The following is a 24,803-nucleotide window of genomic DNA, read 5'->3' as shown; positions in this document are numbered from 1 at the left end:
CATGCTGGCGCCGACGACACCAGGCCCGTGCACGGAGCAGCCACTACCAACGTCAGGCCCTCCAACAGTCGTGATCAAGATCTACAGCTGGAGTATTAGTTCGGTGGCAAGCGACTGAGTTCGCTGTCAAAGGACACCAGTTCGCCTGCGGCAGACGGGAAAGATCGCGGAAAGACTGGCCAACGCTTCGGGGGCATGTCAACTTAGACGCCTTCCCGGAAAATACCAGTTCAGAGAGGTGATGCCGGTGGCCGTTCAGGTTGCCCAGCCCGGATTCGCCACGACCGTCGAGGCCCTGCGGCTGCACTCCTGGAAAATCGGTCCAGGCCAGCCGACGCTGGTAACCGATCAGTTCACCGACGCTGACTTCAAGCTGGTCGTGGACGACCGCGCCGATGTCCATGTGAACAGCAAGGACGGCAGGTTCTACCTCGGCTGGTTCCCGACGGGGCGTCCTGGCACCGACGGTGAGGGGTGGGTGATCGCAGTCACCGGCACCGCGAAGACCCGCGGGTATCGAATGTCGTTCGACACAGAGACCCCGGCAGACATCGTTGCTGCCGCCGTGGCCCAAGTCTTGGCCACCGCCCAGCGCGTGTGATTGGCATGGCGGCCGACAGGTGCACTACCGGGTCGTACAACACCGCATGCCCTGCTCAGCCTGACTCCAGCACACCCTGTCCGCTACCGCGAGGAGAACGCTGTGGATCCGCACCTTCCCGAGATGACCGTCGGCGACCTCATCGGCCTTCTGTCTGCCTGCGACCGTGAAGCGCCGGCCCGGCTGGCCATCAACCCGTTCTTTCCCATGGCCCACCGTATCGGCGGGGTGATCGCTTCGCAGGACGAGAACGGCAACCCGCTGGTCTTCATTGCCGAAGCCAAGGACGCCGAACAGATCGGCCACCTGCCGCCGAACGTCGCCGTCCAGCTCACCTGGCATGACCCGGCCGAGGCTCCCTCACGCCGTCGGCGCACAGCGACCCCGCCGCGCGACGGCGGCAGCTGAAACACCCACGACCTTTCGGAGGCGCCCCTGCACCCGCACCACCCCCACGACCCTTCCCACCCTGACTCGCCGGACCCGGTGTACTGGGTCACCCCGCGCCATCTGGCCGGTGACGACGGCGCCCTCGCCGAGCGGATCGGCGACCTGCTGACCGGTATGGGCTGGCGCCTGTGGCCAACTGCCCGTCAGACCCTGCTGTACGTGAGCCCGGACGAGCTGCGCGGCGCCGAGTGGATCCTCGCCAGCTACCCCTTCGAACTCGGCGGCCTGCCTGTGGCCTGGCAACTGTCCGCTCGCCCGCACTCCGCCAGCGCCCTTACCGAGTGGAACGCCTACTTCACCACCGGCGTCGCCCATGAGGCGCTCGCCGATTTCCTCATCGCGCTCGACACCCGCGATGTGCCCGACACTGGTTTCGGCGAGCCGGAGACGGTCCTGGCCGCACTCGTCGCCCAGGGCTGGATGAGGGACGTGGACCGCCCAACGACCACTGCCACGGACCCCGGCTTCGCCTCCAGCGTGTCGCTGGAGGAGCTGCCTCCGCTCATCCAGGACGCCGATCCGCGCCCCGACCTTGTGGGCTGGCAGGCATGGGCGGAACCCGTCCTCGGCGCCCCGTACCTGTGGTGCGCCAGCTTCAGCGCCAGCGTCCCGCACGACCTGGTCGCGGTCTTCGCCGCCTCGCTCGCTTCCCCGGTCCCTGTGCCCCGGCGCACCCTGCCCGAAGGCGGGCAGGAGCGGCTCACCGTCGTACACCGCGACTGACGACACCTCCCCACGCCGGCCGCGCGCCTGTAGCCGGGGCGGTCGCTCCCTATGGAAAGGACATCGACCTGTCGGTTTCACGCCTGTCCCCGGGCCGACTCGTGCTCGCCGACGCCATCATGGCGGCCGGGCCGGGTCGGCACTACTTGCACGTCGTCCGGCCGCTGGTCGCGCGGGAAGCGCTCGCGGAAGTCCTTTATCTAGGGTACGGCAGCATCGGAACGATGCCTGCGCTGACGGCTCCTGGCAGAGTCTGCTTCTTCCCGAGGCGTTTCCCGATGACTTCGGGAGGCTTTTCAGGCGGCATTGGCCGGTTCAACACCTGACTGGATTCGACGTCGTTCGGTGCCCTTCTGGCTCAGGCAGCGTCATCAGGCCGAATGGCTCATGCCGACCCCGCGGCCCGGTCGAAAGACAGTCGGCTAATCCGCCGAGCGGCTCCCACGCAATACACGACGTCAGAGGGGTGGCTGAGCCGCAGCGCCGCTTCGCGGTCCAGTTGGCCCAGATGCTTCAGCAGCATCCGGCCAATCATCTCGTGCGAGACCAGGAGCGGTCTTCGGGCTCCGGCTCGGGTGATGCTGGCCAGGGCTCGGCCGGCCCGCGCTTCCGCGTCGGCGTAGCTCTCCCCGCCGGGAAAGCGATAGGAGTACTTGTCCCGTTGCCGAGCTGCGATCTCGCCGGGCCAGCCGAACTCGATTTCTTCGTCTGTGAGCCCGGACCACTCGCCGTGGTCAACCTCGCTGAGGTCGTCGAGTAGTTGGACCGTCAGACCCAGAGCTGTCGCGAATGCCTCCGCCGACGTCCGTGCGCGCTCGAGCGGGCTCGCGAAAATCACGTCGACCGGTTCACGGCTGGTCAGTCGCGCGTTGCGGTGCACCTGGTGGACGCCCCGATCGGTAAGGGGCGAATCCAGCCGTCCCTGCCTCCTCCCCGCCAGGTTCCACTCTGTCTGTCCATGCCTGGCCAGATAAACGGCCTCGAATGCAAAAGCTGCCACGAGACCTTGGTCCTATCGAACCTTGGCACGTTCTGGCCACCGCATATCCCGCCAGGCGGACGGCCATCCGCCTATTTGGTCAAGGGCGAGCACGCGGACGACTCCGAAGCCAATCGGCACAGCCGGGCGCCTGTGCCCTACCAACCGGCATGCGCCCCAGCAGGGCCCGGTTTCCTAATACTCGCCAAGGTGAGGGAACCGGGCCCGTTTCTCGTTCTGTCAGGGCGGCCATTCCTTCCTGAGGGTCACAGGGCTCGGACGGTGCGCGTGTCGCGGGATCAGGCTTCCGGACTGGGTGGCGGCAGGCGCCGAGCGAGCTGCTCGCCGTAGTGCCGGACATGAGGCGGCATCCTGCCCGGGAGCGCGTCGAGTGGGAACAGGCGAAGGTCCTGCCCCTCGCCGAGGACTAGCTCGTTCTCGGTGCCGTCCCAGGCCGCAACGAACACGTGAGGCGGCGTCTTGCCCCTCTCGTACGCGGTGACCGCACCTTCCGTGATCACGTCCGGCACGATGCCGGTCTCCTCCAGCAATTCACGCAGGATCGTCTCGAGCGGCGTCTCGCCCGCCTCCGCGCCGCCTCCGGGAAGCGACCAGTGCCCCGGCCAGGCTATATGCGCCTTGTCGTCCCGCAGCTGGAGCACGACCTCACGGCGAGGTGTGGTGACGAATGCGAAACACCCACGGTTCTTCGTCGGCCGGTCCGCCACGCCAGCGACCTCTCTTCGTACGACAGCTCCGCACGGCGCCCGGCCCCAGGCCGTGGCCGCATCACGGTTCTCACGGTGTGCAGTTGTCCGGGAACCACGGTAGTGCCGGATGAAGAATGCCCCGTCCTCCCCTGGAGGCAGGGGAGGACGGGGCAGGACGGTGTGCCTCGGGTCAGTGGGCGATCGCCGTTCGTACGGCTGCGGCGATGTGGGCGTCGACGAGGGCGGGCGATCCCGATACGACCACCAGGATGGCGCCGGTGCGGATCGCCGTCTGCCTGACGACGCTGCGCCGTCCGCCGGCGCTGTAGGTGAGCAGCTGGCTCCAGCGCTCGTCACCGAGCTGGGGCGCACTCACCTGCTGGGCGCGTATGTCGATGAGCGTGCTGCCCGCCGACACCTGGTAGGCCGGGCACGAGGTCATGGCGTTGAAGATCCGGTTCACGCCGGTGGACAGCTTCGCGGGGGTGTCGCTGTACAGCTCCTCGGAGACCTCCGATCGGCTGGAACCGGCGTAGGTGAAGGACACCTTCGCCGAGTGGGGGAAGTCGAGGCTTCCGCCGGCTGCTGCCTGGCCGCCGAGCTTGGCCAGTGCTGGGCAGCCGATCACGGTGACGTCGTCGTGGCGAGCCGTGGTCACCGGGGTGCGGGTGTAGCCCTTGCCCAAGTCGCCCTCGTCGAGGAGCCGGTAGGCCAGCGCGGCTGAGGACAGTGGCTTGGCCGTCGGGGCGTTGTGGTCCTTCGTGTACGTCGTTGCGGTGGAGGACGGCGGATTGGTGGGCGCGGAGGTGGTGTTGGAGCAGCCCGTCAGGGCCAGGACGGCGAGGCCGAGGCTGAGGACGGTCGTGGTGGGAAGGCGCATGCGGAAACCCCTAGGTGGCGCGGTGCGGACGGTCTGACCGGGCCGGCCCTCCAGTTGCCGGCGGATGCGATAGGGGTAGGGGTTTCGCGAGGGTCAGTGCCCGAGGTGGCGCAGGCCGTCCTCCAGGGTGGGGTGCCAGTGGTCGACAGGACCGCAGTTGCGGTTGAACCAGGCAGCGTCCAGACGCGGCTCCAGCACCTGGTGGCCGGCCGGGCAGCGCAGCCACACCGAGTCGTCGTTCATGTTGAAGACGATCCAGTCACGGTATGCGCCGCACGTCGGGCAGGCGTGGACCTCGCCGTCGATGACGAGCGGGGGCATCCAGCGCATCATCACGCCCTCGACGTCGTGCCGCGACGGTGCCCGCAGGCCGGCGGGCAGGAAGTCCGGGACCACTGTCTCTGCTTGGTTCGCGGCCGGAGCCTTGGTCTGGACAGTGTCGGACGGCCAGGGCTCTTGGGCGTGTAGCTGCCGCAGCGCGAGCGCCTCACGCTGGGCCTGGCGGAATTCCCCGTCATCGCGGGCACGGCGTCGGAACATGCGGGTCTCCATCCCTGTGTCGTCTGGCGGGCACTTGGAGAGTGCCCTAAGCGTCTGACCTGCCGCAACGTTGAAATTTCAGAATCACCTAGGCTTGCGTGGCCGGTCCGCCCGGCGAGTGGAAGCCTGCGCAGTACGCCCGCGGGTCCGGGCTGCTTCAGTGGCTCCGGGTTCGGGCATCGCGGAGGCGTCGGCCGGCAGGTCGGCCATGCGGCGCAGCCGCCACACCAGCACGTCGCTGATCGAGTCGGCGGTGTCCAGCTCCCGCCGCTCGGCGGCCTCGGCCAGCAGCGCGGCCGGGTCGTGCCCGGCGCTCTCGGCGTCGGCGAGAGTGGCCGCGAGGGCGTACCAGCTGGCTTCGGCCAGGACCTGTTCGGCCAGTTCGGGCACCGCCTGGCGCAGGTAGGCGATCTGCTTGTGCCGCAAGGGCTGGGACAGGCGCCGGCCCCGCTGATAGAGCACGCCGATAGGCATGCCAGCGGCGGCCTGGTAGGCGGCGCGCAGGTGCTCGGCAGCCTCACGGGCGGCGGCGGCCTGCTGGGCGTGCTGCTTCTTGCCATGCCAGTGGGCGGCGGCGGTGACAAGGAAGAACGCCATGTCGATCAGCATCGCTGTGGTCGCCCCGTCTTCCCCCCGGCCGAGCGCGGGCCCGCTGTAGACGAGGTCGCGGGCGGCCTGGCGCAGGGCTCGGTCGTGCCCACGCTCGGCCTGGATGTGAGAGCGAGTGGCCCGTTCGAACACGAAGGCCGCCTCCCGCAGTTGGGCACGGGTGTGGGCGGCGGAGGTCTTAGCGAGAGCGTCGAGAACCTCCCCGGCGGCGGCGATCTGCGCGGCCACCACCGCGTCGTCGCCCTGGTCGATGACCAGCAGCGCCTCCCAGGCGGCCGTGGCCGCGCTGCGCCGCGCCGTGGCCGGACCGCCCGGCACGGCACCGACACCAGGCTCCGACGGCGCCTCGCCCGCAGAGCTGCGAGCGTCGTCACCGGACCAGCGTTGGCGGATCCGCGGCAAGGACAGATCCGGGGCGAGCGTGGAGCCCGCATAGAACACCGGCTCCTTGTCCTCGTTGCGGTCGTCGGGCAGGGCGACCTTGTAGCCGAGCAGATCACCGGACGGTGCGACGCGCCTGTGGATCAACACGCCGGCGGCGGCCAGCCGGTCAAAGAACTCGGCCTCGCTCCTGGCCCCGGCCGCTGCCTGCCGCACGGTCTCGCGCAGCTCCTCGCGGGCAGGACGCTCCCGGCCCTCACGTTCGGCCTTGTGCCGCTCGGCGCTGGTGGGCCGCTTGGCAGCGGTTCCGTCGCCGGTGTTGAGGCGCCGCAGCCCGTAGTCGGCCTCGATCTTGCGGGCCTCGGCCTGTGAGCGCTTGCCGTCGTAGCGGAGCCTCGCCTGGCGGCCGTCCTCTCGGACGATGGTGGCGATGATGTGGATGTGGTCGTCGGCGTGGCGGACGGCCGCCCAGCGGCAGCCCGCGCTGTCGCCGTCGGGGGCGATGCCGGTGGCCACGACCATGCGGCGGGCGATCTCGCCCCACTGCTCGTCGCTGAGGATGGGGTCCTCTGGGGCGGCCCGCACGGACAGGTGCCACACGTGCTCGGCGGGCCGGTCCTCTTTGGCCAGCATGTCGACGGGCTGGTCGAGGAGCCGTTGCAGGTCACCATAGGTGGCGTTGGGGTCGCGGCCGGGGTCGGGCGCGAGGCTGTCCCAGGCGGCGACCAGGTGGGGGTGGATGTGCTCCTCGTGGGTGCCCGGGCCGTACAGGTAGTAGAGGAGACCGATGGTGCGCTTCCCGCGCTCGTGGACTCTGGGGATCATGCGGCTCGCGTCTGGTGGTCCAGCCGGTGCTGGGTGAAGGCGTCCACCCGCTTCGCGGCGCGGTGCACGGCATCGAGCACCGCCTGGGCATGCGGTGCGTCCGCACCCGAATTCAGGGTCCTTGCTACCTGGTTGAGGTTGTTGCCGACCTGGGCGAGGTGACGGCGCAGGCTGAACAGCTCGGCGATCACTTCGCGTTCACTGGCCACCTCGGCGGCGGTGCGGGTGAGGTCACGGGCGGCGCTGAGGGCGGCGTGGGCGAGGAAGCCGGACGGGGTCATGGCACACGCCGCAGCTGCGTCGAGGAGGGCTTGCTTTTCTTCGTCGTTGAAGCGGCTGGCGATCAGGTGGGTGCGCTTGCTGGTGCTGGTCTTACGCGGGCGGTTACGCGCTGGCGGCTGGCTCAGGGCGCTGTGCGCGCAGTGCGGGTTATGACACGGGTGGGTCGGTTCCCCCCTCGGATGCGAGCCGCCCTCGGTCGCATCCGGACGGTCCAGTGCCCCCTGGCGCTGGACCTCTCCCGCCACCCCCGGGGCGGGAGACGCGACTGTATTACTCCCGACGGGAGTAATACAGTCGCAACAACTTGCTCGCGATGAGGTCGAGTTGGGATCGAGAGCAGGTTCCGGGGTGGTGCCGTTGTCACTCGGGTTCGTCATCGGAAGTCGGGCCTCGTGGTGCGGAGATGGTGCTGGACGGTGGCGGCCAGATCGAGGACGTCGGCCGGCCCGGTGAGGAGCCGCACGGGCTCCTCGGGCTTGTGCTGGACGAGCCATTGGCCGCTCGGGAGGCACACCATGGCGTGCACAAACCGTTGGCGGACCAGGACGATCGCCCAGGCGTCCGCCTCGGCGGCCATGTGTGGGGATGGGTGAGCAAGGCGGTGAATCACGGGGAGTGTCTCCTTAAAGCTGGGCAGGTAGCCCGGCACGGGGCCGGGCTACCCGAGCGATGAGGCGGCTCCAGGTGGCTTGACCTGAGTCTTTGCAGGTGCTAGCCGCACTCGGGACAGCGCGCGAAGTGCCGGCTCATGGCTCTGGCCATGTTGCGTTTCACCGTGATCGCCTGCTTCGCGCTGGTCCTGGCCGGCGGCGTGCCGGCGTTGCGCTCCGCGTGGGCGGTCAGGAAGCGGATGTCCCTCTCGAAGTCGGACCTGATACTCGACATGCGCGGGCACGTCTTCACCGTGCGCTCCTCTTCTTCGTGGTGGACGTGGCCGCTTCACGGCGCAGGCGATCCAGGACCGGAGTCAGCCGGTCGTTGCGGATGCCGATGTCGTGGGCGCGCATGATCTCCCTGAGCTGCGTGCGCGTGACCTCGGCATTCCCGTCCCGTTCCAGCAATGCGGGCACATGGGGACGCAACTGGGCGACGAGCTCCTCCACGGTCGGCCGTTGCTTCCGGGACGGCTTGCCCTGGCCGGTGCGGGACCGGTTCCGGGACGCCTTCGGTCGCCTGTGCGAGTGGGTCTTTTGGGGGCGGTCCCCGGTGAGTTCGGTCCCCGTTTCGGAGCCGGGCTCTCCTCGGTCCCCGTCCTCGGGGACCGGATGGGGACGGTCCCGGTTGGGCTCGGTCCCCACTTCGGCATCGCGGTCCCCGTTGCCGGGGACCGACTGGGGACGGTCCCCGGCAGTCCCGGTCCCCGTTTCGGTGAGCGAGTCTGCGTGGTCCCCGCGGCTGAGGTCCGAAGCCGGGGACGGGCTACTCTCGGCCTGAGCTGCGGATTTGTCCCCGCGTTCCTCGCTCGCCTCAGCGTGATGTTCCGCGCTGTCGGTCCCGGGGACCGCGCCTTCTTGGGCCCCGTTCGCAGCCTCGCTGGCGGCGTCCCCGTCCCGGTCCCCTGCGGTGTCCGGGTCCCCGGCCGATTCCCGGTCCCCGGACTCGGGGACCGCGGCGGGACGGTCCCCGCTCTGGGCGGGGTCGGTCCCCAGGACCGGGTCCCCGTGGCCCCTTGCGGGACCGTCCCCCTCCGGTGAGGTGTCGGTGGCGGGGACCGAGCGTTGGGGGACCGGGCGGTCCCCGTCTGGAGCCCCCCTGACGAGGGACAGGGGACCGTGGTCCCCGCACTCCGCGTCCCGTGACGGCGGTGTCCAGGGCGAGGGCAGATCGACCGTGGCGAGCGCGGCGGCATGCCGCCGCGCGGCCAGCTGGTCGAGGAACATACGCAGCTGCTGGGGGTCGCTACCGACGCCAGAGCGTCCGAGGGCGGACTCCAGTCGCCGTGTGATCCGTTTGCCGCGTCGGTTCGTGCGTTGCTTCGGGGACAGTCCGGCAAGTCGGGTGGCCAGGGTGACCGCGTGTGCGGTGGCGCGGTCACGGGTGATTTGGGCGGCGTCGCGGTCGCGCCTGGCGATGCCGAGGCGGGAGAGCAGGCGTTCGCGTGCTTCCCGGCCGAGGATGGCCAGGATGCCGTGCGAGGCGGCGTCGGGCTTGCGCAGCCGCAGCTCGATGCCCATGGCCTGGTGCCACAGCATCGCCGCCAGCATGGGGCCGACGAAGGCCCGTACGGTTCCGCCGACCGGGCCGGATTCTGCGTAGGCGGGGATGACCTGCACGCCGGTGATGATCCAGACCAGGGCCCCGGGCAGGCCCGGGGTGCCCTGTGTGGTGAGGTTCTGGCGGGCCATCAGGGCGGTGGCGAACAGGGCGAGTTCGGCGGCGGCGAACATGGCGGCGCGCTCGGCGGTGCCGGCCATGTCGAGGTAGTCGGCGGCGAACCGCCAGCTGGTGTCGGCGCTGTAGACGGTGCAGCCGATTGCGGCCAGGGCGGCGACCCACACTGCTGGGGTGGACGACCGGGCCGTGCCCGCGCCGCGACGGCGGCGCAGAGTGAGCCAGCCGCCTGCGAGCACGGCGAGGCCCGCAAGGGCAGTGGTGACGGTGAGCAGGTGTGCGAGGTCGATGGAGACGCCGGCCAGACGGAGGGCGGTGGGGTGGGTCATGCTGCCTTTCCGAGCGCGGCGATCAGGGAAGTGGTGTGCGCCTGACGGGGCACGGGCGAGGCGGTCACCTCGGACTCGTCGCCGTCCTCCCCCTCGTCCTCGAGGTGCTCCTCGTCGGTGGCATCGGTCTCCTCGTCGTACAGGCCCCAGTAGCGGTCGCGGTCCGTGACGTCGTGGGCGGCCTGTCGCATCAGGTCCTTGGCCCATTCGAGTTCGAGCTGGAGCGTGTAGGCGAGGCGCTCGACCGTCCATCCGCGGGCGTAGGCGTGACGGACCACTGCTTCGCGCTCGGCTTCGCTGAGGTGCACGTCCCGCCCCTGGAAGGCGGCGAGGACGCGGCTGTAGTCCAGGCGCTTGCTGACCCTGGCGTGCCAGGGGCGGCGTTCGGCCTCGGTCAGCCCGCCCCACATGCCGTGGCGGATTTCGTTGTCGAGGGCGTAGTTGAAGCAGTCCTTCTTGACCGGGCACCGGCCGCAGATGGACTTGGCCTCGGCGATGGCCGCGTGGCTGCGGGGAGCGTGGAAGAACAGCTCGTCGGCGTCCTCGGCGGGCATGCCGTAGCACAGGCCCCGGGCGTGCCAGCTGTGGTCGGCGATCCCGCGCAGCGTCGGGCGCGCGGCGTCGTTCGTGGTGATGGTGCGCAAGGAAGTCTCCGGGGGTACGCCTCGGTGGGGCGCGCGGTGCCGACGGCGGGCGGATACGGCGCGGCGCGGTGATGAGGCGGGGTAAGGGCGCGGCGGTGCCGCACCGGAGGTGGCGTCAGGGGGAGGGGGCCGGGCTTCAGCGGCGGAGGAAGCGGCGGTCCGGGCCGGCGAAGTGAACCGGCGTGCACATGCCGGACAGGCGGGACAGGACCCGGTCGCCGATCTTGTCCCGAAGGACCGGCTGCTGCGGGGGCACGCTGCGGTCGCGGACGGGCGGCAGGTTCGTGGTGAAGATCGTCGGCAGGCGGTTCTGGCAGCGCCAGTTCACCAGCCGGAAGGTGATCTCCTCCGTCCACTCCGAGCCCTTGGCGGCGCCGAGGTCGTCGAGCAGCAGCAGCGGCACCCGCACGATCCGGCGCAGCATGTGCTCCGGGTCCACACCGGCCTGCGGGCGCATGTCGGCATACAGGTCGGCGGCGGTGGTCGCGTGCCAGGTCACGCCGCACCCGGCGGTGGTCAGGGCCCGGATCGCGCCGTACGCCTGGTGGGTCTTGCCGGCCCCGGTGCCGCCCCACAGCAGCAGCGACGGGCCGTGGGCGATCCGCCGGCGCCCGGCCGTGCCGAAGTGCGGGTTGAGTCCGCCCGCGTTCGGCTCGACGGCTGCCTCGGTGATGGTGCGCACCCAGGCGGCGACGTCGGGGTGCTCGACCACGGCCCCGCGGTAGTCGACCGGGATGCGCTCCTGGGCGGCTTCCAAGGCCGGGATCGGCTCCGGGGTGTCCGGCAGCGCTGCGGTCGGGTCGATGCCGCGTTCGGCCAGCTTCGCCTCCAGGCGGGCACGGAGCCGCTCCCCGATGGCGGGCTGCGGGTCGGCGAGGTGCGCGCGGGTCACAGGCCACCTCCGAACGTCGTCGGCTCGGTCGGGTTGAGATACGGCGTGTAGCGGGACGTGCTGGTGCTGGCCCAGGGCCCCGCGCCGGAGGCGGACGACGGCACCGAGGCAGCCTGCGGGGCAGCGTTGACGACCTCGTTCACCAGGCTCGGCAGCACGCTCGGGTGCAGCCCCTTGGCCCGCAGCCGCTCCAGCGCTACGCGGATGTCCTGCGGCTCGAAACGCTCGTCCAGCAGGACCTTGACCTTGCGCCCCAGCAGCCCGAGGAAGTCCTCCGGCGGTCGGCGCTGACAGTCCCGGATGTACTCGGCCACCAGTTCCTTGGCGGAGACCGATCCGGAGACGGTGTCGGGTGCGGGCGCCTCGCGCCCCGTAAGGAAAGATCCAGGATCCAAGATCCTAGATCCAGAGCGGGAGCCTTCCGGTACCCCTCCCGTAGTCCTCCCGGAGTCCTCCGGGAATGCCGCTCGACCTGCAGTTTTCCTGGACGGCGCCGCAGCAGGGGTAGCGAGCCCGTCGGGAGGCACAGGCGCAGGGTCATCGGCGGCGGCGCTGGACTCAGCAGGGACGGTGGCGGCGGGAACGGGGCTGTGCACCGCTCCCTGCGGGCTCCCGTAGTCCTCCCGGAGGTTTCCGGGAGACGTCACGGAAACCTCCGTGCGCGCCGTGGGGCAGTCAGCGGTCTGGCACTTGCCGCACGGCTGACTGCCCTGGTGGCTGGGGCAGCGCGGCACACGGGACGCCGTGGGCTTGTTGATCTTCTGGTGCTGCTCCCACGTCACGACGTGCAGCCATGTACGCCCGTCACAGCCGGTGTAGCGGCAGATCAGCCCGGCGGCGGCCAGTTCCTCCAGGTCCTGGGCGACGTGGGCGGCGGTGTGCTCCGGGCGCAGGGCCCACAGGCGTCCCGCGATGATCGCCGGGTGGTCGCGGTGACGGCCGGAGTCATCGGCCTGCGTGAGCAGGCCGATGAAGGTGAGCATGGCGGTCACCGAGCACTCGGCCAGCGACTCCGACTCGAACATCTCCGGCTTGACGGTGCGGATGCGTGCCATCAGGCATCACCCCCGCACCGGCGTACCGACGGTCGATCCGGCGCCAGCGCTCGACGGATAGGGACGGAAGGGGCACAGGCTGCCGCGCAGGCCGGGGTCTTCGGCCTTTCACGCAGGGCAGTCGGCATGCGAAACTCTCCCTCGAAGCAGGATCCGTTCCGGTGCTGGTGGAAAGGGACCAGAGCGGATTCGTTGGGTGATCTCCGCGCCCTTCCCGGGGCGCGGGTGTCCTACAGCCGTTCGGCGTCTGGGAGTTCCCGCTCTCAGGCGCCGTCGGCGTTCACCGGGCCATGACCCGCTCTAACGGGTGGTGCGCGCCTCACACACGCCTCCCTTCGCACTGGTCGCCAGGCGGATGCCCAGCGGGGGACCAGAAACATACGTGTGGCCTGCCACGACATCCAGACTTAGCTCTTGAATCCTCTACAACTCGCCAATGAGGCGGCCTGAGCCGACCGCCCAGGCCAGGGGCGGAGCATGTGAAGCGGACCTGCGTGAAGGAGGCACGTGGCTGGGACTATCGCCGTGCCCAGCAAGAAACTCCGCCGCGTACCTCTCGGTCGCCCCAGAGCCAGGGGACCTGCGTGCCGTCTAGATCGCCTACACGCCTGCTCGTGGCCGTGGGATGGCCGGCGCGCCCTGCTGGCCGTCGCCGGGCGCTGCGGGTAAGCCCTTGAGCGGCAGTGTCCGCACAGCGTCCCCCTTCCTCGTCCATCAGAACCCTGGAGGCCACGGCCTCCTCATTCGCGCCAGTCGATGCGGCTGTGATGACAATAGACCAGCGAAGATGGATCACGTCAACTGGCAAGAATGGAACCATCTCGCCTGGAGGTGTATCGTTCACGCCAGTCGAAGAGCCTCTGTGAGTCACCGAAGGATGGGCCTGTATGAGCGAAGGAGCGCCGGCGGAGCAGCGCACCCTCGCGGAGAAGCTCGACCACCTCTTCAAGACCGTCCACCCGAAGAACCGCGGTGAGTACACCTACGAAGAGGTGGCGCAGGCCATCCAGGAGGCGGGGGGGCCTACCATCTCGGCGAGTTACATCTGGACCCTTCGGAAGGGCAAGAAGGACAATCCGACCATGAAGCACCTGGAGGCCCTCGCAGGCTTCTTCGGTGTTGCTCCCGCCTACTTCTTCAACGACGAGTCCTCCGAGCGGATCGCTGCCCAGCTGGAACTGATCGAGACCATGCGTGACAACGACGTGGTTGAGGTCGCCACCAGGGCCTCCGGCCTGTCGGTGGAGACCCTCAGGACGATCAAGGGATTCATTGAGCGGGCTCGTCAACTGGAGGGGCTGGCCGACGGCGAGGCGTCCAGCCGGTAAACGCGGGTCGACCTCCAGGTGTAATGGTGCGGCTTGGCGGAAGTTGTGGCGCAGGTCACCCCGTGGGGTCCGCTTGCGTAGTCCGGAGTGATACTCGCGCGTACCGCCGCACAATTCAGCCTTGATCAAGTAATGCCGCATCAGAGGCATTTCTTGATCATCATGGTGTTGAGCATAAATTGAGCATGCTCTTGGCATATTCGCTTGGATCTTGTCGTATCGTTCCCGTGCCGGAATGTTGGATTCCGGTGCCGCCTCTGCCGCGGACACGTACAACGCCACCTGCGGAGTCGAGTTGCCGTTGCATAGTCGAAGACAGCAGCCGGGCGACGGACGCCGAGACCGCCCGGACATCGGGGACGTGCTCGCCTCGATCGACATCCCGGACCCATTCGATGTCCAGGTCTTCTGTGACCGAATCGCGGCTCAACGCGGCCGTCCGCTCCATCTGCACAGTGTCCCCGGCATTTCCGGCACCGACGCCCCGTGCGGAGTATGGATCGCCACCGAGAAAGCCGACCACATCTTCCACGAGGCGGCGACAAGCCCGCTGCACCAAGACCACATCATCCTGCACGAGATCGGTCACATGCTCCTGGGCCACCGCTCAATCCTCGACGGCGTCCAGGCAGACAGCGGCGGCTTGTTCCCGGACATCGACCCCGCCACGGTGGTCAGTCTCCTCACCAGGGCCAGCTACGGCACCGAAGATGAACGCGACGCCGAGCGTCTCGCAGGGCTGATCGCAGGCAAAGCCGCAGCCTCCCGCAACGGCAAGACGCCGCGCAGCAGTGTCCTGCGGCGCCTGGGCGACGCACTCAGCGACTCGTAAGAGCGCCGTGGAATGATCGACATACTTCCTGCGGTCCTGCTGTGGCTCGTCACAGCGTGGCGCACCCCGGCCGCATGGCGTAAGCCGAGCAAGCGCGTCCTGTGGAGCGCCTTCCTCGCCCTGGCTGTCGCCATGACGCTCAGGCTGTCCTCCATCGCCGCACCCTTGGACGCCGCGCTCGGCGTCAACAACTTGAGCTCTCTCGGTAAGCACCTCAGCGGCATCGTCGCGGCGCACGCGGTGCTGACCTTCGTCCACAACATGGCCGAGGAAAAAGCATCCGGTCTTAGGTCCTCCCGCCTCCACCTCGTTTTCCCGACCGCCGCGGCAGTCATCATCACGGTGCTGTTCTTCGCCACTCCGCAGCCGCACGAGGCGGTCGACCTGCTGACCGAGTACGCCACTGACTGGCGCATTGCCGCCTACGGAGGGGTGTGGACTGCGTACCTCGGGGCGGCACTGTTCAGCGCATCCCGGCTGTGCTGGCGCTGGGGCCGGCAGCCCGGCACTGGCCTCCTCGGCCGTGGCTTGCGTCTCACAGGTATCGGCACCACCATCGGCATCGCCTACGCCGTGCATCGCGTGGTCGCCGTGGCCCTGAGTTTTCTGGGGCGGAGCCCCCTTCCGGCCAGCACGAGTGAAGCGATCAGCGGACTTCTGCTCTTCAGCGCGCTGCTCTTCATCATGACCGGCAGCACGCTGCCCGCCGCCGGACGACTGCGCCGCTGGAGCCGCGAATACCGAGACCTTCTGCAGCTGTACTCGCTCTGGCTCAGCCTCACGGAGGCCGTACCCTCCGTCCGCCTCGACCCGCCACGGCGCAGAACCTCCGAGATGCTCCACCCGCGTCACGTTCACGACCGGCTGTACCGCCGCACCATTGAGATCCGAGACGCCGTCCTGGCCCTCAGTGACCACGCCCCCGGCCGCCTGCGCGACCAGGCCCGGGCCCACGTTGCGGCCTCCGGCCTCATTGGAGCGCAGGCCGATATCGCCTCCGAAGCTTGCTGGATCATCGGCGCCCAACAAGCCCGGCAGCACAACGAGCCCTCGTCCGGCGAGGCCCTCCCGCCCGCCAGCGGCGGCCGGGATCTGCCCAGCGAGATCCACGCGCTCAAGCAACTCGCCAGGGCCTACGACTCCGACCTCACCCGCACCTTCGCTACCAAGCTCGACCATGCCCGAACGCTGGAGACGACACAGTGACCGAGTCCCGCACGGCCCGCCTCATCACCGACACGCTCGCGCCGGCCAACCTCGTCATCGCGATACTGCTGATCATCGGCTGGCACAGCACAAGCAGCGTCACAGGGCTGGGCTGGGGCATGCTGGCCGCCCTGTTCTGCGGCGGTATCCCGTTCGCCGTCATCATGCTCGGTGTGAAGCGCGGCCACTGGACCGACAAGCACGTGCGAGTCCGCGAACAGCGCGCCGTACCTCTCCTCGCCACGATGGCATCGGTGCTGATCGGCATCTCGCTGCTCGTCGTTCTCCAGGCGCCCCGCGAGGTGTTCGCGCTGGTCGTCGCCATGCTCGTCGGCCTCATCACCACCATGATGGTGACTGTCTGGTGGAAGGTCTCGGTCCACACTGCCGTTGCCGGCGGAGTGGTCGTGATCCTGCTCCTCGCCTACGGCGCAAGCATGGCACCGCTGGTACTCGGCATCGCGGCAATCGGCTGGTCCCGCGTCGCGCTCCGCGACCACACTCCCGCCCAGACGGTGGTCGGCGCCCTGCTTGGAGGGCTGGTCGCCGCTGTTGTATTCAGCGCGATGCGCTGACGAATTCTGGTGCGGCCAGGCGAGACGTGTTCCGGGCGCGCGGCTGACGGTCTCATGCCATCCGGCGCCTGGCGTCGGAGAGCCGGGGCGGGCGCCAGCCCCGGACCCCGAGCGAGTGTCATCGAGGCAAGGGCGCACTTCCCGCCGCCGAACGGCCCTCTTCAGCCAGACGACTATGCCTCCTCCACGGTCGTGGCGACTCCTTCGGTGCGCTCAACGGGGGCCGGGATAAGTCCGTTACGGCCCGGCCACTGGAACACCAAGCGGCAGTGACGCTTGTCCAAGCCGTCCCCGGCGGGCAGAAGGCGGTCGGACGTGCGGGCCGGGTGGACAGTCAGAATCGGGTCGCTTCCGTTGCCGTCGTCGCTGCGCACGTCACGGTCCCAGGCCCTTACCGTTTCCACCAGTTGCTCGGCTAGCTGCGTGCCTCGCTCGCCGAAGCCGTGGACGACCCACTCCCACTCCTTCTCGGCCGGGCTGTCTCCGTGACGGGTCTGGACGTGGGTGAGGTAGGCCAGCGAGGCGTCGCCGAGGATCGCCGGCGCGTCCCTGCCCTTCGCGATCTGGGTGACCCCGGCCCTCGGCTCCTGGAGGACGGCCAACCGACAGAAGCCCGGCACAGTCGTAGCCGCGTAGAGCTGAAGCGAGCCGAAGTAGAAGCCGCTGCCCATGGTCACCCCCGTGGCGACCTCGTGCCGCTGCCCGCGCAACGCCTCCTCCACCCCCTCCGTGGGGGCAGCGTCGCCGTCCTCAAAACGGAGCTGCAGTTCACCACCGAGGAGGTCGAGGACTGGGGTGCTGCGGGCATGCTCGCCCTGGGCGCGGACGAATCCGCAGTGCGTGAACTTCCGGGCGTGCAAAACATCACCGCGACGCTCGAACGTGATGGCCCTGGTGTAGCCATGGATCTCGAGCGGCAGGACCAGGCGCCCGCCCTCGGCAAGCTGCTCTCGCCAGGCCAAGGCGATATCCCACACGTTGTACGTGATCATGCTTCCGTCGAATCCGCCCCGGGGCACGAGACTGGGGGGTGCGCCGAGGGCCGCGTCGCCCTGGAAGACGGTGACACGTCCGCTGCCGACTTCCGCGAGGAATCGGTGGGTCCGGCGCACGACGTACGGGTCGATGTCGCCGGTCACGACCCGTCCGGTGGGGCCGGTGACGTGGGCGATCAGTTCGGCGTTGTAGCCGCCGGAGCCCGCCTCGAACACGCTCGCCCCCGGCTTCAGGCATAGGCTCTCGATCATGTCGGCCTGGAGCCAGGCTGCGGACACCGAGCTGGTCGCCTGCCCGGTCTCGTCGCGGCGGGTGATGACGGCCCGGTCGGTGCCGTCGTATGCGGTCTTGAGGTCCTTCTCCGGGACGAAGCGGTGGCGGGGCACTGTGCGCAGCGCCTGTTGGACCGGCTCGGACGGGGCCCAACCGCCGACGATGACCGTCTCGGCCATCTTCTGGCGCAGCCGGACGGCTTCGGCCGACTCGCCGGGCACGGGCAGCTGGCTGGTGGCGCGCGGATAGTCGTGGACGGATGACAGGCCGGGGATGACGCCGGGCCAGACCGCGTTGAGGGCGTGAGCCGACGGTGCGAAGATCCGGTCGAGGTGGGCCAGGAGGTGCAGGGGGTGCCACTCCCACCGTGAGAACTTGGTGGGCTCACGGCAGGTGAGGGTGCCGGAGAAGGCGGTGAGGCGGACCACGGCGGTCAGGCGGGGGACGCCGTGGCTATCGTCCCAGAGCATCGTCAGCACGTGGGCGTCAGTCCGGTCGGCGATCAGGCCGGTCTCCTCGGCCAGTTCCCTCACCGCTGCCTCCTCGAACGGTTCCGAGGCGTCGGTGCGTCCGCCGGGCAGCTCCCACATGTTGCTGGTGGAGCGGCCCAGCAGGACTCGGCCGTTGCCGTCGGTGACCACCGCGCAGGCACCGGTCACCGCATGCGTGGTGGGCCGTTCCTTCTCTGCAGGTTTGGCGTGTTCCTGGCGTGGGCCGCGCAGGATGAGCACGGCCAACCCGTCCGCATCGAATCGCTGGATCTGTTCCCACCCGCTGGCCAGCAGGCTGATCTCCTCCTCGTCCAGGGCGATGTCCTGCCTGTCCGCGGGAGTGTTCGCGGCGAGCGGGGTGATGACGACGATCGCGCCGCCCTCTCGCAGTCGGCGGCTGAGTTCGTGCATGACGCGGCTGCGGTCGCTCAGGAACGCGTACATCAGCCGGAGCGTGATCAGGTCGTAGCCGTCCTCGTGGAGCGGCTCGAGGTCGCCTTCTTCGATGTCCAGTCTCAGCCATCGCACTCCGGAATCGTGGCTGCCGCGGGCGCGGGCCAGGGCGCTCTCCGACCAGTCCACCGCGTCGACCGTGTAGCCCATCGACGCCAGGTGCGCGGCCAGGTCCCCCAGCCCGCAGCCGAGGTCGAGAGCGCGGCCGTCTTCGCCGGGGGCGGCCACATGCTCGGCCAGCAACCTCTGCTCACTCTCCCCGAGTTGCCTGAAGTCCTGCCCTCCGGCGTAGTGCTCGTCCCATTCCTTTTGTTCTGTGTAAGCCAACGTGCTGTCTCCTTCAGGCGGGTTGGTGGTGCATGGGGTCAGGAACGGGTGAGCTGGTGGAGGCGGGCCAGAGTGCGGTGGCCGCGCTCGACGAGTTCGGGGTCGTGGTGGGTCATGCCGGACTGGATGCCGGAGAGCGCATCGAGTCCGGCTTCGCATTCCCACAGCTCCACCTCGTCCGCGGTGAGGTGGCGGCCGTAGCCGTCCACGAAGGCTTCCTCCAGGTCGGGGCGGCCGTGCCACTGGTCGCTCAGGCGCACCAGGTCGCGGACCGCAGGCGCGTACTCGGCCCGCTCGAACCTCACGGCGGGGGCAGGACCCAGCAGTTCCTTGATGCTGTGGCCCAGCCAGAACTCCAGCACCGTAGCCGCGTCACCACAGGGCTCCTGGGCGCCAGCCAGCCAACGCTGAAAGGTGAGCTTCGTGACGCTCACTGTGGACAACCGGGGATTGCCATAGTGGAATGCGGCCCTGGTCCCTGCATCGACGAACTGTCGCTTGAAGACCTCGTAGCGAAGCCTCTGCCGTGCCCCCAAGACGGCACACAACAGCGTTGTTTCGGTGGTTTGCATCAGCACCACGCAGAGGGGGAATGAGCGGTGACCATGACCAGCTATCACCGTACGGCCGTCCTTCTGTGGAATGTCTCCAGCCGTTAGCCGAGGACTGCCTTTCGTGCGGCGCGCGCCCATATGGCCTGCTGCCGTGTGGAGAAGCCCATGCGGTTCCAGTGGAAGACGACGTGCCGGGCCAAGATGCCGCGGAGGCCAAGCTGTAGCTGCCCGTCGAGCGCGGCGTCTGCGAGGGCCTGCCCACTGGTTTTCACTTCGGTGACCCATTCCCGTAGGGGTGCAAGAGGTCCGTCGGTGAGGGCGGGACCAGCGTCGGTCATCAGAAGTCGCCGCAGTGCTTGGACCATGCCCCTGACTTGCTCCGGGTCTACGTCATCGGGCAGGGGACGGCGGGCCTCGATCTGTCCCCACACGTCACCCTGCTCCCCCCACTCCAGGCCAGCGGCTCGCAGCATGAGCGCGGTGACCAGGAAGGACGTAGCCTTGGAATCGAGCATCTCTTCACAGTCGTCCGCAGCAAGGTGAAGGTAGTTGAGGACGCCGACACTGTCCGCGTGGAACAGGTCGTGAGCAATGCTCATCCCCGCCGGGCCTCCAAAGGCGATCGTCTCTGGTGCGTACGGGATGGTTCGCCAGTCCTTGGCGACTCCCCACGAGACTGCGTTGTCGATCGCCTCTGTGATGTGTGCGATCGTCTCATCGAGGGTCGCGCCGGCGGCGGGGCGGACGCGTAGCCGCCAGCAGGGGTACTTGCGCACGAACCACCACTTACCGACCGGCTCGGTGCTGAGTGACGGCAGGAGATAGGCCCGGAAGACGCGCTCTGCGGTGAGGTAATCGGTGAATTGGATGTTCACCTGCTGCCACCCGTCGGATTGGACGTCGAGCGCGGCCCGGCCCGCAGCCCGATACCGTGCCACGGCCTCGGCCAGCCGGGCGGGAGAGGTGCGAGCGGAGCTGGCGACATTCTCGATCGGCGTCCCGGCGAGGACGGACAGGACCGCGTCCTCGGCCGGGCTCGTGTCGTGCTGCACGGGTTTCCCTCTCAGGTCAGCAGGAGGCAGACGTCCCAGTCGCAGGCGGTCGTGGCGTCGGGCTCAGTGCTCTTGAACGCCAGGGCTGCCCCCGTTGCCCCTTCGAGGAAGCCGGATCCTTCCGGAGCGCGGAGTGCGAGGAAGCGGTCGCGGAGTTCGGGGAGCCGGTCTGTGAAGGCGGTGGGGGTCTCCGCCTCCTCGGCTACCCGTTGGACGGTGCGCAGGAGCCCGCCGACTCCGTGGCACAGGCCGCGGTTGGTGAGTTGGTCGAGCTGGTGCGGGTCGGTCAGGCAGTACAGCAGGGCGCGTTCGGCCATCCTCTTGCGGTCCTCGTCGGCGAGGGCGATCGCTGCGAGCTGCTGCGCGCGGGCGAGTCCAGGTGTGCCGTAGCACCAGGAAGGTGCAGAGGGTTGTACCGGCGGGGGTCCCGTTTCGGTGATCCAACGTGGCCAGCGGGTTCCGTGGTGGTCGCTGTGGCGTATGCGGTCGAGCCAGCGGCAGATGCGGGCCATGGCGGTGGCGTGGTCGTCCACGGTGATGCCGTGGCGCTTGGCCAGGGCGAGGAAGGCGAGCGGGCCGGTGACGCCGTGGGCGAGGCCGGCGTTGGCATGGCCGCCCGGTGTCGCCGCCGTGTGGCTGGCGGGGGCGTGCCCGACCCACCAGCCGGGAAGAGGTTGCCCTTTAGGTCCTGCCACCGGTTCGGTGAGCCGGACCAAGTACTCGAGGACGCGCTTCAGTTCATCGCTGTGCGGCTGGCGCCGGAGCAGGAGAGCTCCGAGTCCGGTCAGGCCACGGAACAGGTCGTACTCGGCGAAGCTGGCGTAACGTCCCTGGTCGATGCGTGAGTGGGCGGTTGTCAGACGGCGGCGGGTGTGCGTGGCCACGATGTTGTCGAGTGTGTGCAGGGCTCCGGAGTAGCGGTCGCTGTCGGCGGCGGCGAGGTGCAGGACGTACGTCATCGCGGGGGCGCCGAGGAACAGGCTTGCCTCGTCACCGTCGATCAGGGGGCGGACGGTGGCGAGCTGCCGGTGGACGGCCCGCCATGGGGCGAGGCCGCGCTGGGCTCGTTCGATGTGGAGCAGGCTGATGCCGAGGGGGCCCCGCGCGAGGGACTGGCGGGTGGCGAGGTCGGTGTCGGGAACAGGTGGGGCGGTGGTCACCGCGGGGCTCCTTGGGTGCGGGCGGTCCAGGACAGGGCGGCGGAGCGGGCGAGGCGGCGGCAGGTGGCTTCGGCGTCAGGGGCGATGCCGACGGTGCGGTTGTGGTGCATGTGCAGCAGGGACGGCAGTACGGCGGCTGGGTCGGTGCCGTTCACTTCGAGGGCCTGGCGGTAGGCGGCCAGGGCGCCTCGTCGCAGGGCCCATGTCGTGGCGACGTGGTTGCCGTAGGGCAGGGATCGCAGGGACACGTACTCGGGGTCTGGCCTGGTGAGGCGGATGGCCGTGGCGAGTACGTCGCGGGGTACGGCGTCGCCGTCGTTCTTCAGGAGGTTCGTCGTCAGCCATGCCCGGCCATCTGCCGTGGAGCCGAGGAAGTGGGTGGCGATGTCCATGAAGCTGGCGGCGGTGACAGCAGGTCGGAGGCCGTCGGGGATGGCGAGGGCCATTTGCGCGAGGGCGGCGGCGGAGTCGGCAACGAAGACACGCTCGGCAGCCTTCAGGCTGGGGCCGATGCCGTAGCGACCGGTCTCCGGCTCGTCAGTGTCCCACTGCACGCGGTGAAGCAGGCCCTCGGCGCGCAGTTCGCTCGCCCACGCGGCGACGCGCTCTGCGGCGTCGCCAAAGGCGTGCGGGTTCCGGAGGCGGAGTCGCAGGCGCAGGTGGCTGTCGGGGTCGTTGTAGCGGGTGAACCACCACGTTGGTGCTTCGGTGCCCCAGTCGTGGAGGAGACGCGGGATGTGCGTCGTCAGCAGTTCGGGCGCCCGGTCGGCGTGGCAGTAGAGCTTCAGGTACGCCCACTCTGTGGCGCCGGGAAGTCGGCCGGAGGCCCGGGTCGCGACGGCAGCCGTACGGCAGAGGGGGGAGGGGGAAGGCTGTTGGTCGGAGGTGAAGGAGACGGTGACTTGGTGGGCGCGGCTCAGCCAGCCGAACGCCGCATCGTCAGGTGCCTCGTGCAGCGACACAGTTCCGTGGCGATCAAGTTCAGCGCGCAGGAGCTGCTGGTGGGTGGGGATGTCGAGGTCGAGGCGGAGCCGTTGGTCGTTGCCGCCGACGTACACGGTGCGGGGCACGCCGTAGCGGATGCGCCAGTCGGTGAGGCGGAACATCCAGTCTCGACTGTCGTCGCTGAGGTCGCGTGTGCTCAGCCGCCAGCAGGCGGCGGACAGGATGGTGCGGCCGACGCGGACTTCGGGCAGGAATGGCAGCCGGGCCGCCGCCCCCCAGGCAAAGGGGGTGAGGATGGCGGTGTGGGAGCGGTGCAGTTCGCTGACGAAGCGGGCGAGTGGATGGGTGGCGTTGCTGAGTTCCACGGCGTTCATGACCGAGGGCTCGACCAGACGGCCGGTGGAGAGGGACACCAGGTAGAGGCGCTGGGAGTCGGCTACGACGCCGAGGTCGTCAAGGTCGAGTGTGGCGCCCGGGTTGTGCTCGCCGACCGAGAGGAGGTGGGGTACGACGGCCGGGGCGCGGCCGACGTTGCGGGTGGGGAGCTTCAGCGGAGGGCTGGACACCTGACCGCGTACGGCTCCGGCGGTCAGCGTCGGCAGAGCGGCGTACGCGGCGGTCATCCGGTCGCGGTCGGGCTGGTCCAGCATCGTCATGAAGCGGCCCGTCGTGGTGCCGGCCGCGAGAGACAGCCCGGCCGTGACCAGTTCGAACTGGCCTTGCTGCAAGTGGTTCAGCGAGGGGGACAGCACGGTGAAGCACAGTTCGACGTGCGCGGGGACCTGTGTGGGCTCCCCGAGCGACAGGGCCTCGATGTCCTCCTCGGTGAGGACGACTTCGCGCTGGTCCTTGAGGGCTGCTGTCTGGGCGAGCGCGAGGAGGTGTTCGTCGCGGCGGGTCGTGGCCAGCACCGGCCGCTTGAGGACCGTGCCGCGGTAGCCGACTGGGAAGCCGAGACCGGTGTCTGGGTCTGTGAGCTCGCGCAGCTTAACGATCACGCCCATGCTGTAGCGCTCCAGGAACCGCGCCCGGTAGTCCTGCCACGCCGGGGAGCCGTTCGGGTACGGCGAGATGTGGGAGATGACCTCCAGGGTGCGCTCCGCCTCGCGCGTGACGGCCGACGGCAGGACGATGTCGCAGTCCGGGCGCACGTTCACCACCAGGGTCCCGCTGGTGGTGCCGGTGAGGGAATTCATCCGCGCCGTGGCCTGGTCGAGCAGGGCCTGCTGATCGTTTTGGGGAGCGGTGTCGTGGAAGGTGAGGAGCTGGTGGATCTGGCGCAGTTCCTCGGTCATCGCGGCACCGCCCGGTGTGGCGGTGGTGCCTGCGGCGTCGAGCTGCGCGACGAGATGCCCGAGCGCGTCGTCGCACGTCATGGGGACGTTAAGGCCGGTCAATAGGACGCGGTGGGCGACGAGGCTGCACACCATGTCCTCGATCACCGTGAGCGGGGTGTCCGGGTAGTCGCCGTGGAGCTTGGCCACGAGGTCGCCGCCGGTGATCGGGGTACGGGCGAGGGCGAGTACAGCTTCCACCACTCGGGTACGCCGCAGCGTGGTGTCGGTCGGGCCGTCCGCGCCAGGCTGATGCGCTACGGCGACTCGGGTGCCTCGCACGACGCAGGCGGAGTCGACCACGACGGGCAGGCGCCACAGCACCTCCCGGTTCTGCTCCAAGGCAGTAGTGACGTCGTTCAGCCACTCGGCATCTGCCCGCGCGAAAGCACGGTGCTCCGTTCCCCACTTCACCCGAGCCGCGCGGCTGACGCGCACGGGGGCTACCCCGGCGAAGAGTCCGAACGGTGTGGCGCGGTGCTGCATGCGCAACAGGTAGCGGGCCAGTGAGGCTACGGTGCGCCGGACGGCGCGCGGCCGCTGCCTCTCTCCGCTGAGCACTTCGCGGACGGCAGCGGCCAGGAGCGGAGCAGCGAACTCGATGGCGTCGGCCCGGGTGTTGTCTGCCCAGACCTGGCTGATCCACTCGCGCCACCTTTCGATGTCGGCAGGGGTGCCGCCGTCCAGGTCGGGCCAGGGAGGCAGCGCGGCCGCCAGCGGGAAGAGCGATGCCCGGATCATGGTCGCGTCGACTGCGCGGTACATGGTGTGCCTCCTTCTTTGCCGCGGTGGTGCCGGGAGCCGGGCCGTTCGGACTCGACCCGGCCCCCGGCACAGGTGGGTCAGCCGCCGATGCAGGTGCTGTTGGAGCAGGCGGACTCGCAGGTGGAGGTGCAGTTGTCGCTGGTGTCGTTCAGCAGTGAGCCGATGACGGGGGCGGAGGCGACGGTCTCGATGTTGAGGTCGAAGTCAGACCCGGCGGTAGCACCGAAGTCCGTAGCAGCCTTCAAGGTCGTGGTGGTGTTCTGCGGTGCCATCACGTTCTC

The 24,803-nt window shown here is 69.3% G+C and carries 25 protein-coding genes; 7 read left to right on the top strand and 18 right to left on the bottom strand.

Annotated features, from left to right (window positions below; all coding sequences use genetic code 11):
- The first annotated feature begins 247 nt into the window (after positions 1–247).
- The 3 genes from ACFY9I_RS39450 (at position 248) to ACFY9I_RS39440 (ending at position 1,774) form a co-directional block, all read left to right on the top strand.
- Complete coding sequence (locus tag ACFY9I_RS39450; RefSeq protein WP_391011526.1) at positions 248–601, top strand: DUF317 domain-containing protein; 354 nt, start codon at positions 248–250, stop codon at positions 599–601.
- A gap of 123 nt (positions 602–724) precedes the next feature.
- Entirely contained in the window at positions 725–1,009 is a 285-nt protein-coding gene (locus ACFY9I_RS39445) for a hypothetical protein (RefSeq protein ID WP_391011523.1), read from the top strand.
- A 78-nt stretch (positions 1,010–1,087) separates the two neighbouring features.
- Positions 1,088–1,774 carry a DUF317 domain-containing protein gene (locus ACFY9I_RS39440; protein WP_391011520.1) on the top strand — a complete coding sequence of 229 codons (687 nt, stop codon included), beginning with the start codon at positions 1,088–1,090 and terminating at the stop codon, positions 1,772–1,774.
- A gap of 385 nt (positions 1,775–2,159) precedes the next feature.
- Here ACFY9I_RS39440 and ACFY9I_RS39435 read toward each other — a convergent pair whose 3' ends face one another.
- The 12 genes from ACFY9I_RS39435 to ACFY9I_RS39380 form a co-directional block, all read right to left on the bottom strand.
- Positions 2,160–2,774, bottom strand: a complete 615-nt coding sequence (locus ACFY9I_RS39435; protein ID WP_391011518.1) for a histidine phosphatase family protein — start codon at positions 2,772–2,774, stop codon at positions 2,160–2,162.
- A gap of 278 nt (positions 2,775–3,052) precedes the next feature.
- Positions 3,053–3,481, bottom strand: a complete 429-nt coding sequence (locus ACFY9I_RS39430; protein ID WP_391011515.1) for an NUDIX domain-containing protein — start codon at positions 3,479–3,481, stop codon at positions 3,053–3,055.
- Between the two features lie 172 nt (positions 3,482–3,653).
- Entirely contained in the window at positions 3,654–4,343 is a 690-nt protein-coding gene (locus tag ACFY9I_RS39425; protein ID WP_391011512.1) for a hypothetical protein, read from the bottom strand.
- Between the two features lie 93 nt (positions 4,344–4,436).
- The gene (locus tag ACFY9I_RS39420; protein WP_391011509.1) at positions 4,437–4,883 is read right to left on the bottom strand and encodes a hypothetical protein; all 447 of its coding nucleotides are present in this window, start codon (positions 4,881–4,883) and stop codon (positions 4,437–4,439) included.
- 84 nt (positions 4,884–4,967) lie between these two features.
- Positions 4,968–6,698 (bottom strand): relaxase/mobilization nuclease domain-containing protein, encoded by a 1,731-nt coding sequence (locus ACFY9I_RS39415; protein WP_391011506.1) that lies wholly within the window; start codon positions 6,696–6,698, stop codon positions 4,968–4,970.
- Complete coding sequence (locus ACFY9I_RS39410) at positions 6,695–7,045, bottom strand: plasmid mobilization protein (RefSeq protein ID WP_391011532.1); 351 nt, start codon at positions 7,043–7,045, stop codon at positions 6,695–6,697. The genes ACFY9I_RS39415 and ACFY9I_RS39410 overlap by 4 nt, the downstream gene beginning before the upstream one ends.
- 308 nt (positions 7,046–7,353) lie before the next feature.
- The gene (locus tag ACFY9I_RS39405; RefSeq protein ID WP_391011504.1) at positions 7,354–7,557 is read right to left on the bottom strand and encodes a hypothetical protein; all 204 of its coding nucleotides are present in this window, start codon (positions 7,555–7,557) and stop codon (positions 7,354–7,356) included.
- Between the two features lie 134 nt (positions 7,558–7,691).
- A complete protein-coding gene (locus tag ACFY9I_RS39400) occupies positions 7,692–7,865 on the bottom strand; it encodes a hypothetical protein (protein WP_391011501.1) in 174 nt (57 codons plus the stop codon).
- A gap of 14 nt (positions 7,866–7,879) precedes the next feature.
- Complete coding sequence (locus tag ACFY9I_RS39395) at positions 7,880–9,640, bottom strand: hypothetical protein (protein WP_391011498.1); 1,761 nt, start codon at positions 9,638–9,640, stop codon at positions 7,880–7,882.
- On the bottom strand, positions 9,637–10,284 hold the full coding sequence (locus tag ACFY9I_RS39390; protein WP_391011495.1) for a WhiB family transcriptional regulator: 648 nt from the start codon (positions 10,282–10,284) through the stop codon (positions 9,637–9,639). The genes ACFY9I_RS39395 and ACFY9I_RS39390 overlap by 4 nt, the downstream gene beginning before the upstream one ends.
- Positions 10,285–10,420: 136 nt before the next feature.
- The gene (locus ACFY9I_RS39385; protein ID WP_391011492.1) at positions 10,421–11,176 is read right to left on the bottom strand and encodes an ATP-binding protein; all 756 of its coding nucleotides are present in this window, start codon (positions 11,174–11,176) and stop codon (positions 10,421–10,423) included.
- Entirely contained in the window at positions 11,173–12,231 is a 1,059-nt protein-coding gene (locus tag ACFY9I_RS39380; protein ID WP_391011490.1) for a hypothetical protein, read from the bottom strand. The genes ACFY9I_RS39385 and ACFY9I_RS39380 overlap by 4 nt, the downstream gene beginning before the upstream one ends.
- A gap of 887 nt (positions 12,232–13,118) precedes the next feature.
- Between ACFY9I_RS39380 and ACFY9I_RS39375 the strand changes: the two genes are divergently transcribed.
- The 4 genes from ACFY9I_RS39375 to ACFY9I_RS39360 all read left to right on the top strand — a co-directional run bounded on the left by ACFY9I_RS39375 (position 13,119) and on the right by ACFY9I_RS39360 (position 16,172).
- Positions 13,119–13,559 carry a helix-turn-helix domain-containing protein gene (locus ACFY9I_RS39375; RefSeq protein WP_362998214.1) on the top strand — a complete coding sequence of 147 codons (441 nt, stop codon included), beginning with the start codon at positions 13,119–13,121 and terminating at the stop codon, positions 13,557–13,559.
- A 361-nt stretch (positions 13,560–13,920) separates the two neighbouring features.
- Complete coding sequence (locus ACFY9I_RS39370; protein ID WP_391011487.1) at positions 13,921–14,391, top strand: hypothetical protein; 471 nt, start codon at positions 13,921–13,923, stop codon at positions 14,389–14,391.
- Positions 14,392–14,403: 12 nt separating this feature from the next.
- On the top strand, positions 14,404–15,597 hold the full coding sequence (locus ACFY9I_RS39365; protein ID WP_391011484.1) for an MAB_1171c family putative transporter: 1,194 nt from the start codon (positions 14,404–14,406) through the stop codon (positions 15,595–15,597).
- A complete protein-coding gene (locus ACFY9I_RS39360) occupies positions 15,594–16,172 on the top strand; it encodes a phosphatase PAP2 family protein (RefSeq protein ID WP_391011480.1) in 579 nt (192 codons plus the stop codon). Before ACFY9I_RS39365 ends, ACFY9I_RS39360 begins: the two co-directional genes overlap by 4 nt.
- Before the next feature lie 173 nt (positions 16,173–16,345).
- On the opposite strand, the gene fxlM is transcribed toward ACFY9I_RS39360, so the two are convergent.
- The 6 genes from fxlM to ACFY9I_RS39330 all read right to left on the bottom strand — a co-directional run bounded on the left by fxlM (position 16,346) and on the right by ACFY9I_RS39330 (position 24,794).
- The gene (fxlM, locus tag ACFY9I_RS39355; RefSeq protein ID WP_391011478.1) at positions 16,346–18,712 is read right to left on the bottom strand and encodes a methyltransferase, FxLD system; all 2,367 of its coding nucleotides are present in this window, start codon (positions 18,710–18,712) and stop codon (positions 16,346–16,348) included.
- 38 nt (positions 18,713–18,750) lie between these two features.
- On the bottom strand, positions 18,751–19,146 hold the full coding sequence (locus ACFY9I_RS39350) for a hypothetical protein (protein WP_391011475.1): 396 nt from the start codon (positions 19,144–19,146) through the stop codon (positions 18,751–18,753).
- Between the two features lie 221 nt (positions 19,147–19,367).
- Positions 19,368–20,318, bottom strand: a complete 951-nt coding sequence (locus tag ACFY9I_RS39345) for a thiopeptide-type bacteriocin biosynthesis protein (RefSeq protein ID WP_391011472.1) — start codon at positions 20,316–20,318, stop codon at positions 19,368–19,370.
- 11 nt (positions 20,319–20,329) lie between these two features.
- Positions 20,330–21,478 carry a lanthionine synthetase LanC family protein gene (locus ACFY9I_RS39340; protein WP_391011469.1) on the bottom strand — a complete coding sequence of 383 codons (1,149 nt, stop codon included), beginning with the start codon at positions 21,476–21,478 and terminating at the stop codon, positions 20,330–20,332.
- Positions 21,475–24,522 carry a thiopeptide-type bacteriocin biosynthesis protein gene (locus ACFY9I_RS39335; protein ID WP_391011467.1) on the bottom strand — a complete coding sequence of 1,016 codons (3,048 nt, stop codon included), beginning with the start codon at positions 24,520–24,522 and terminating at the stop codon, positions 21,475–21,477. Before ACFY9I_RS39335 ends, ACFY9I_RS39340 begins: the two co-directional genes overlap by 4 nt.
- A gap of 77 nt (positions 24,523–24,599) precedes the next feature.
- A complete protein-coding gene (locus tag ACFY9I_RS39330; protein ID WP_391011464.1) occupies positions 24,600–24,794 on the bottom strand; it encodes an FxLD family lanthipeptide in 195 nt (64 codons plus the stop codon).
- Between the last annotated feature and the right edge of the window lie 9 nt (positions 24,795–24,803).

Source organism: Streptomyces sp. NPDC012510 (genome assembly GCF_042955065.1).
In the GTDB taxonomy this organism is placed as follows: Bacteria; Actinomycetota; Actinomycetes; order Streptomycetales; family Streptomycetaceae; genus Streptomyces.
This window is presented reverse-complemented; position numbering and strand designations above follow the sequence as displayed.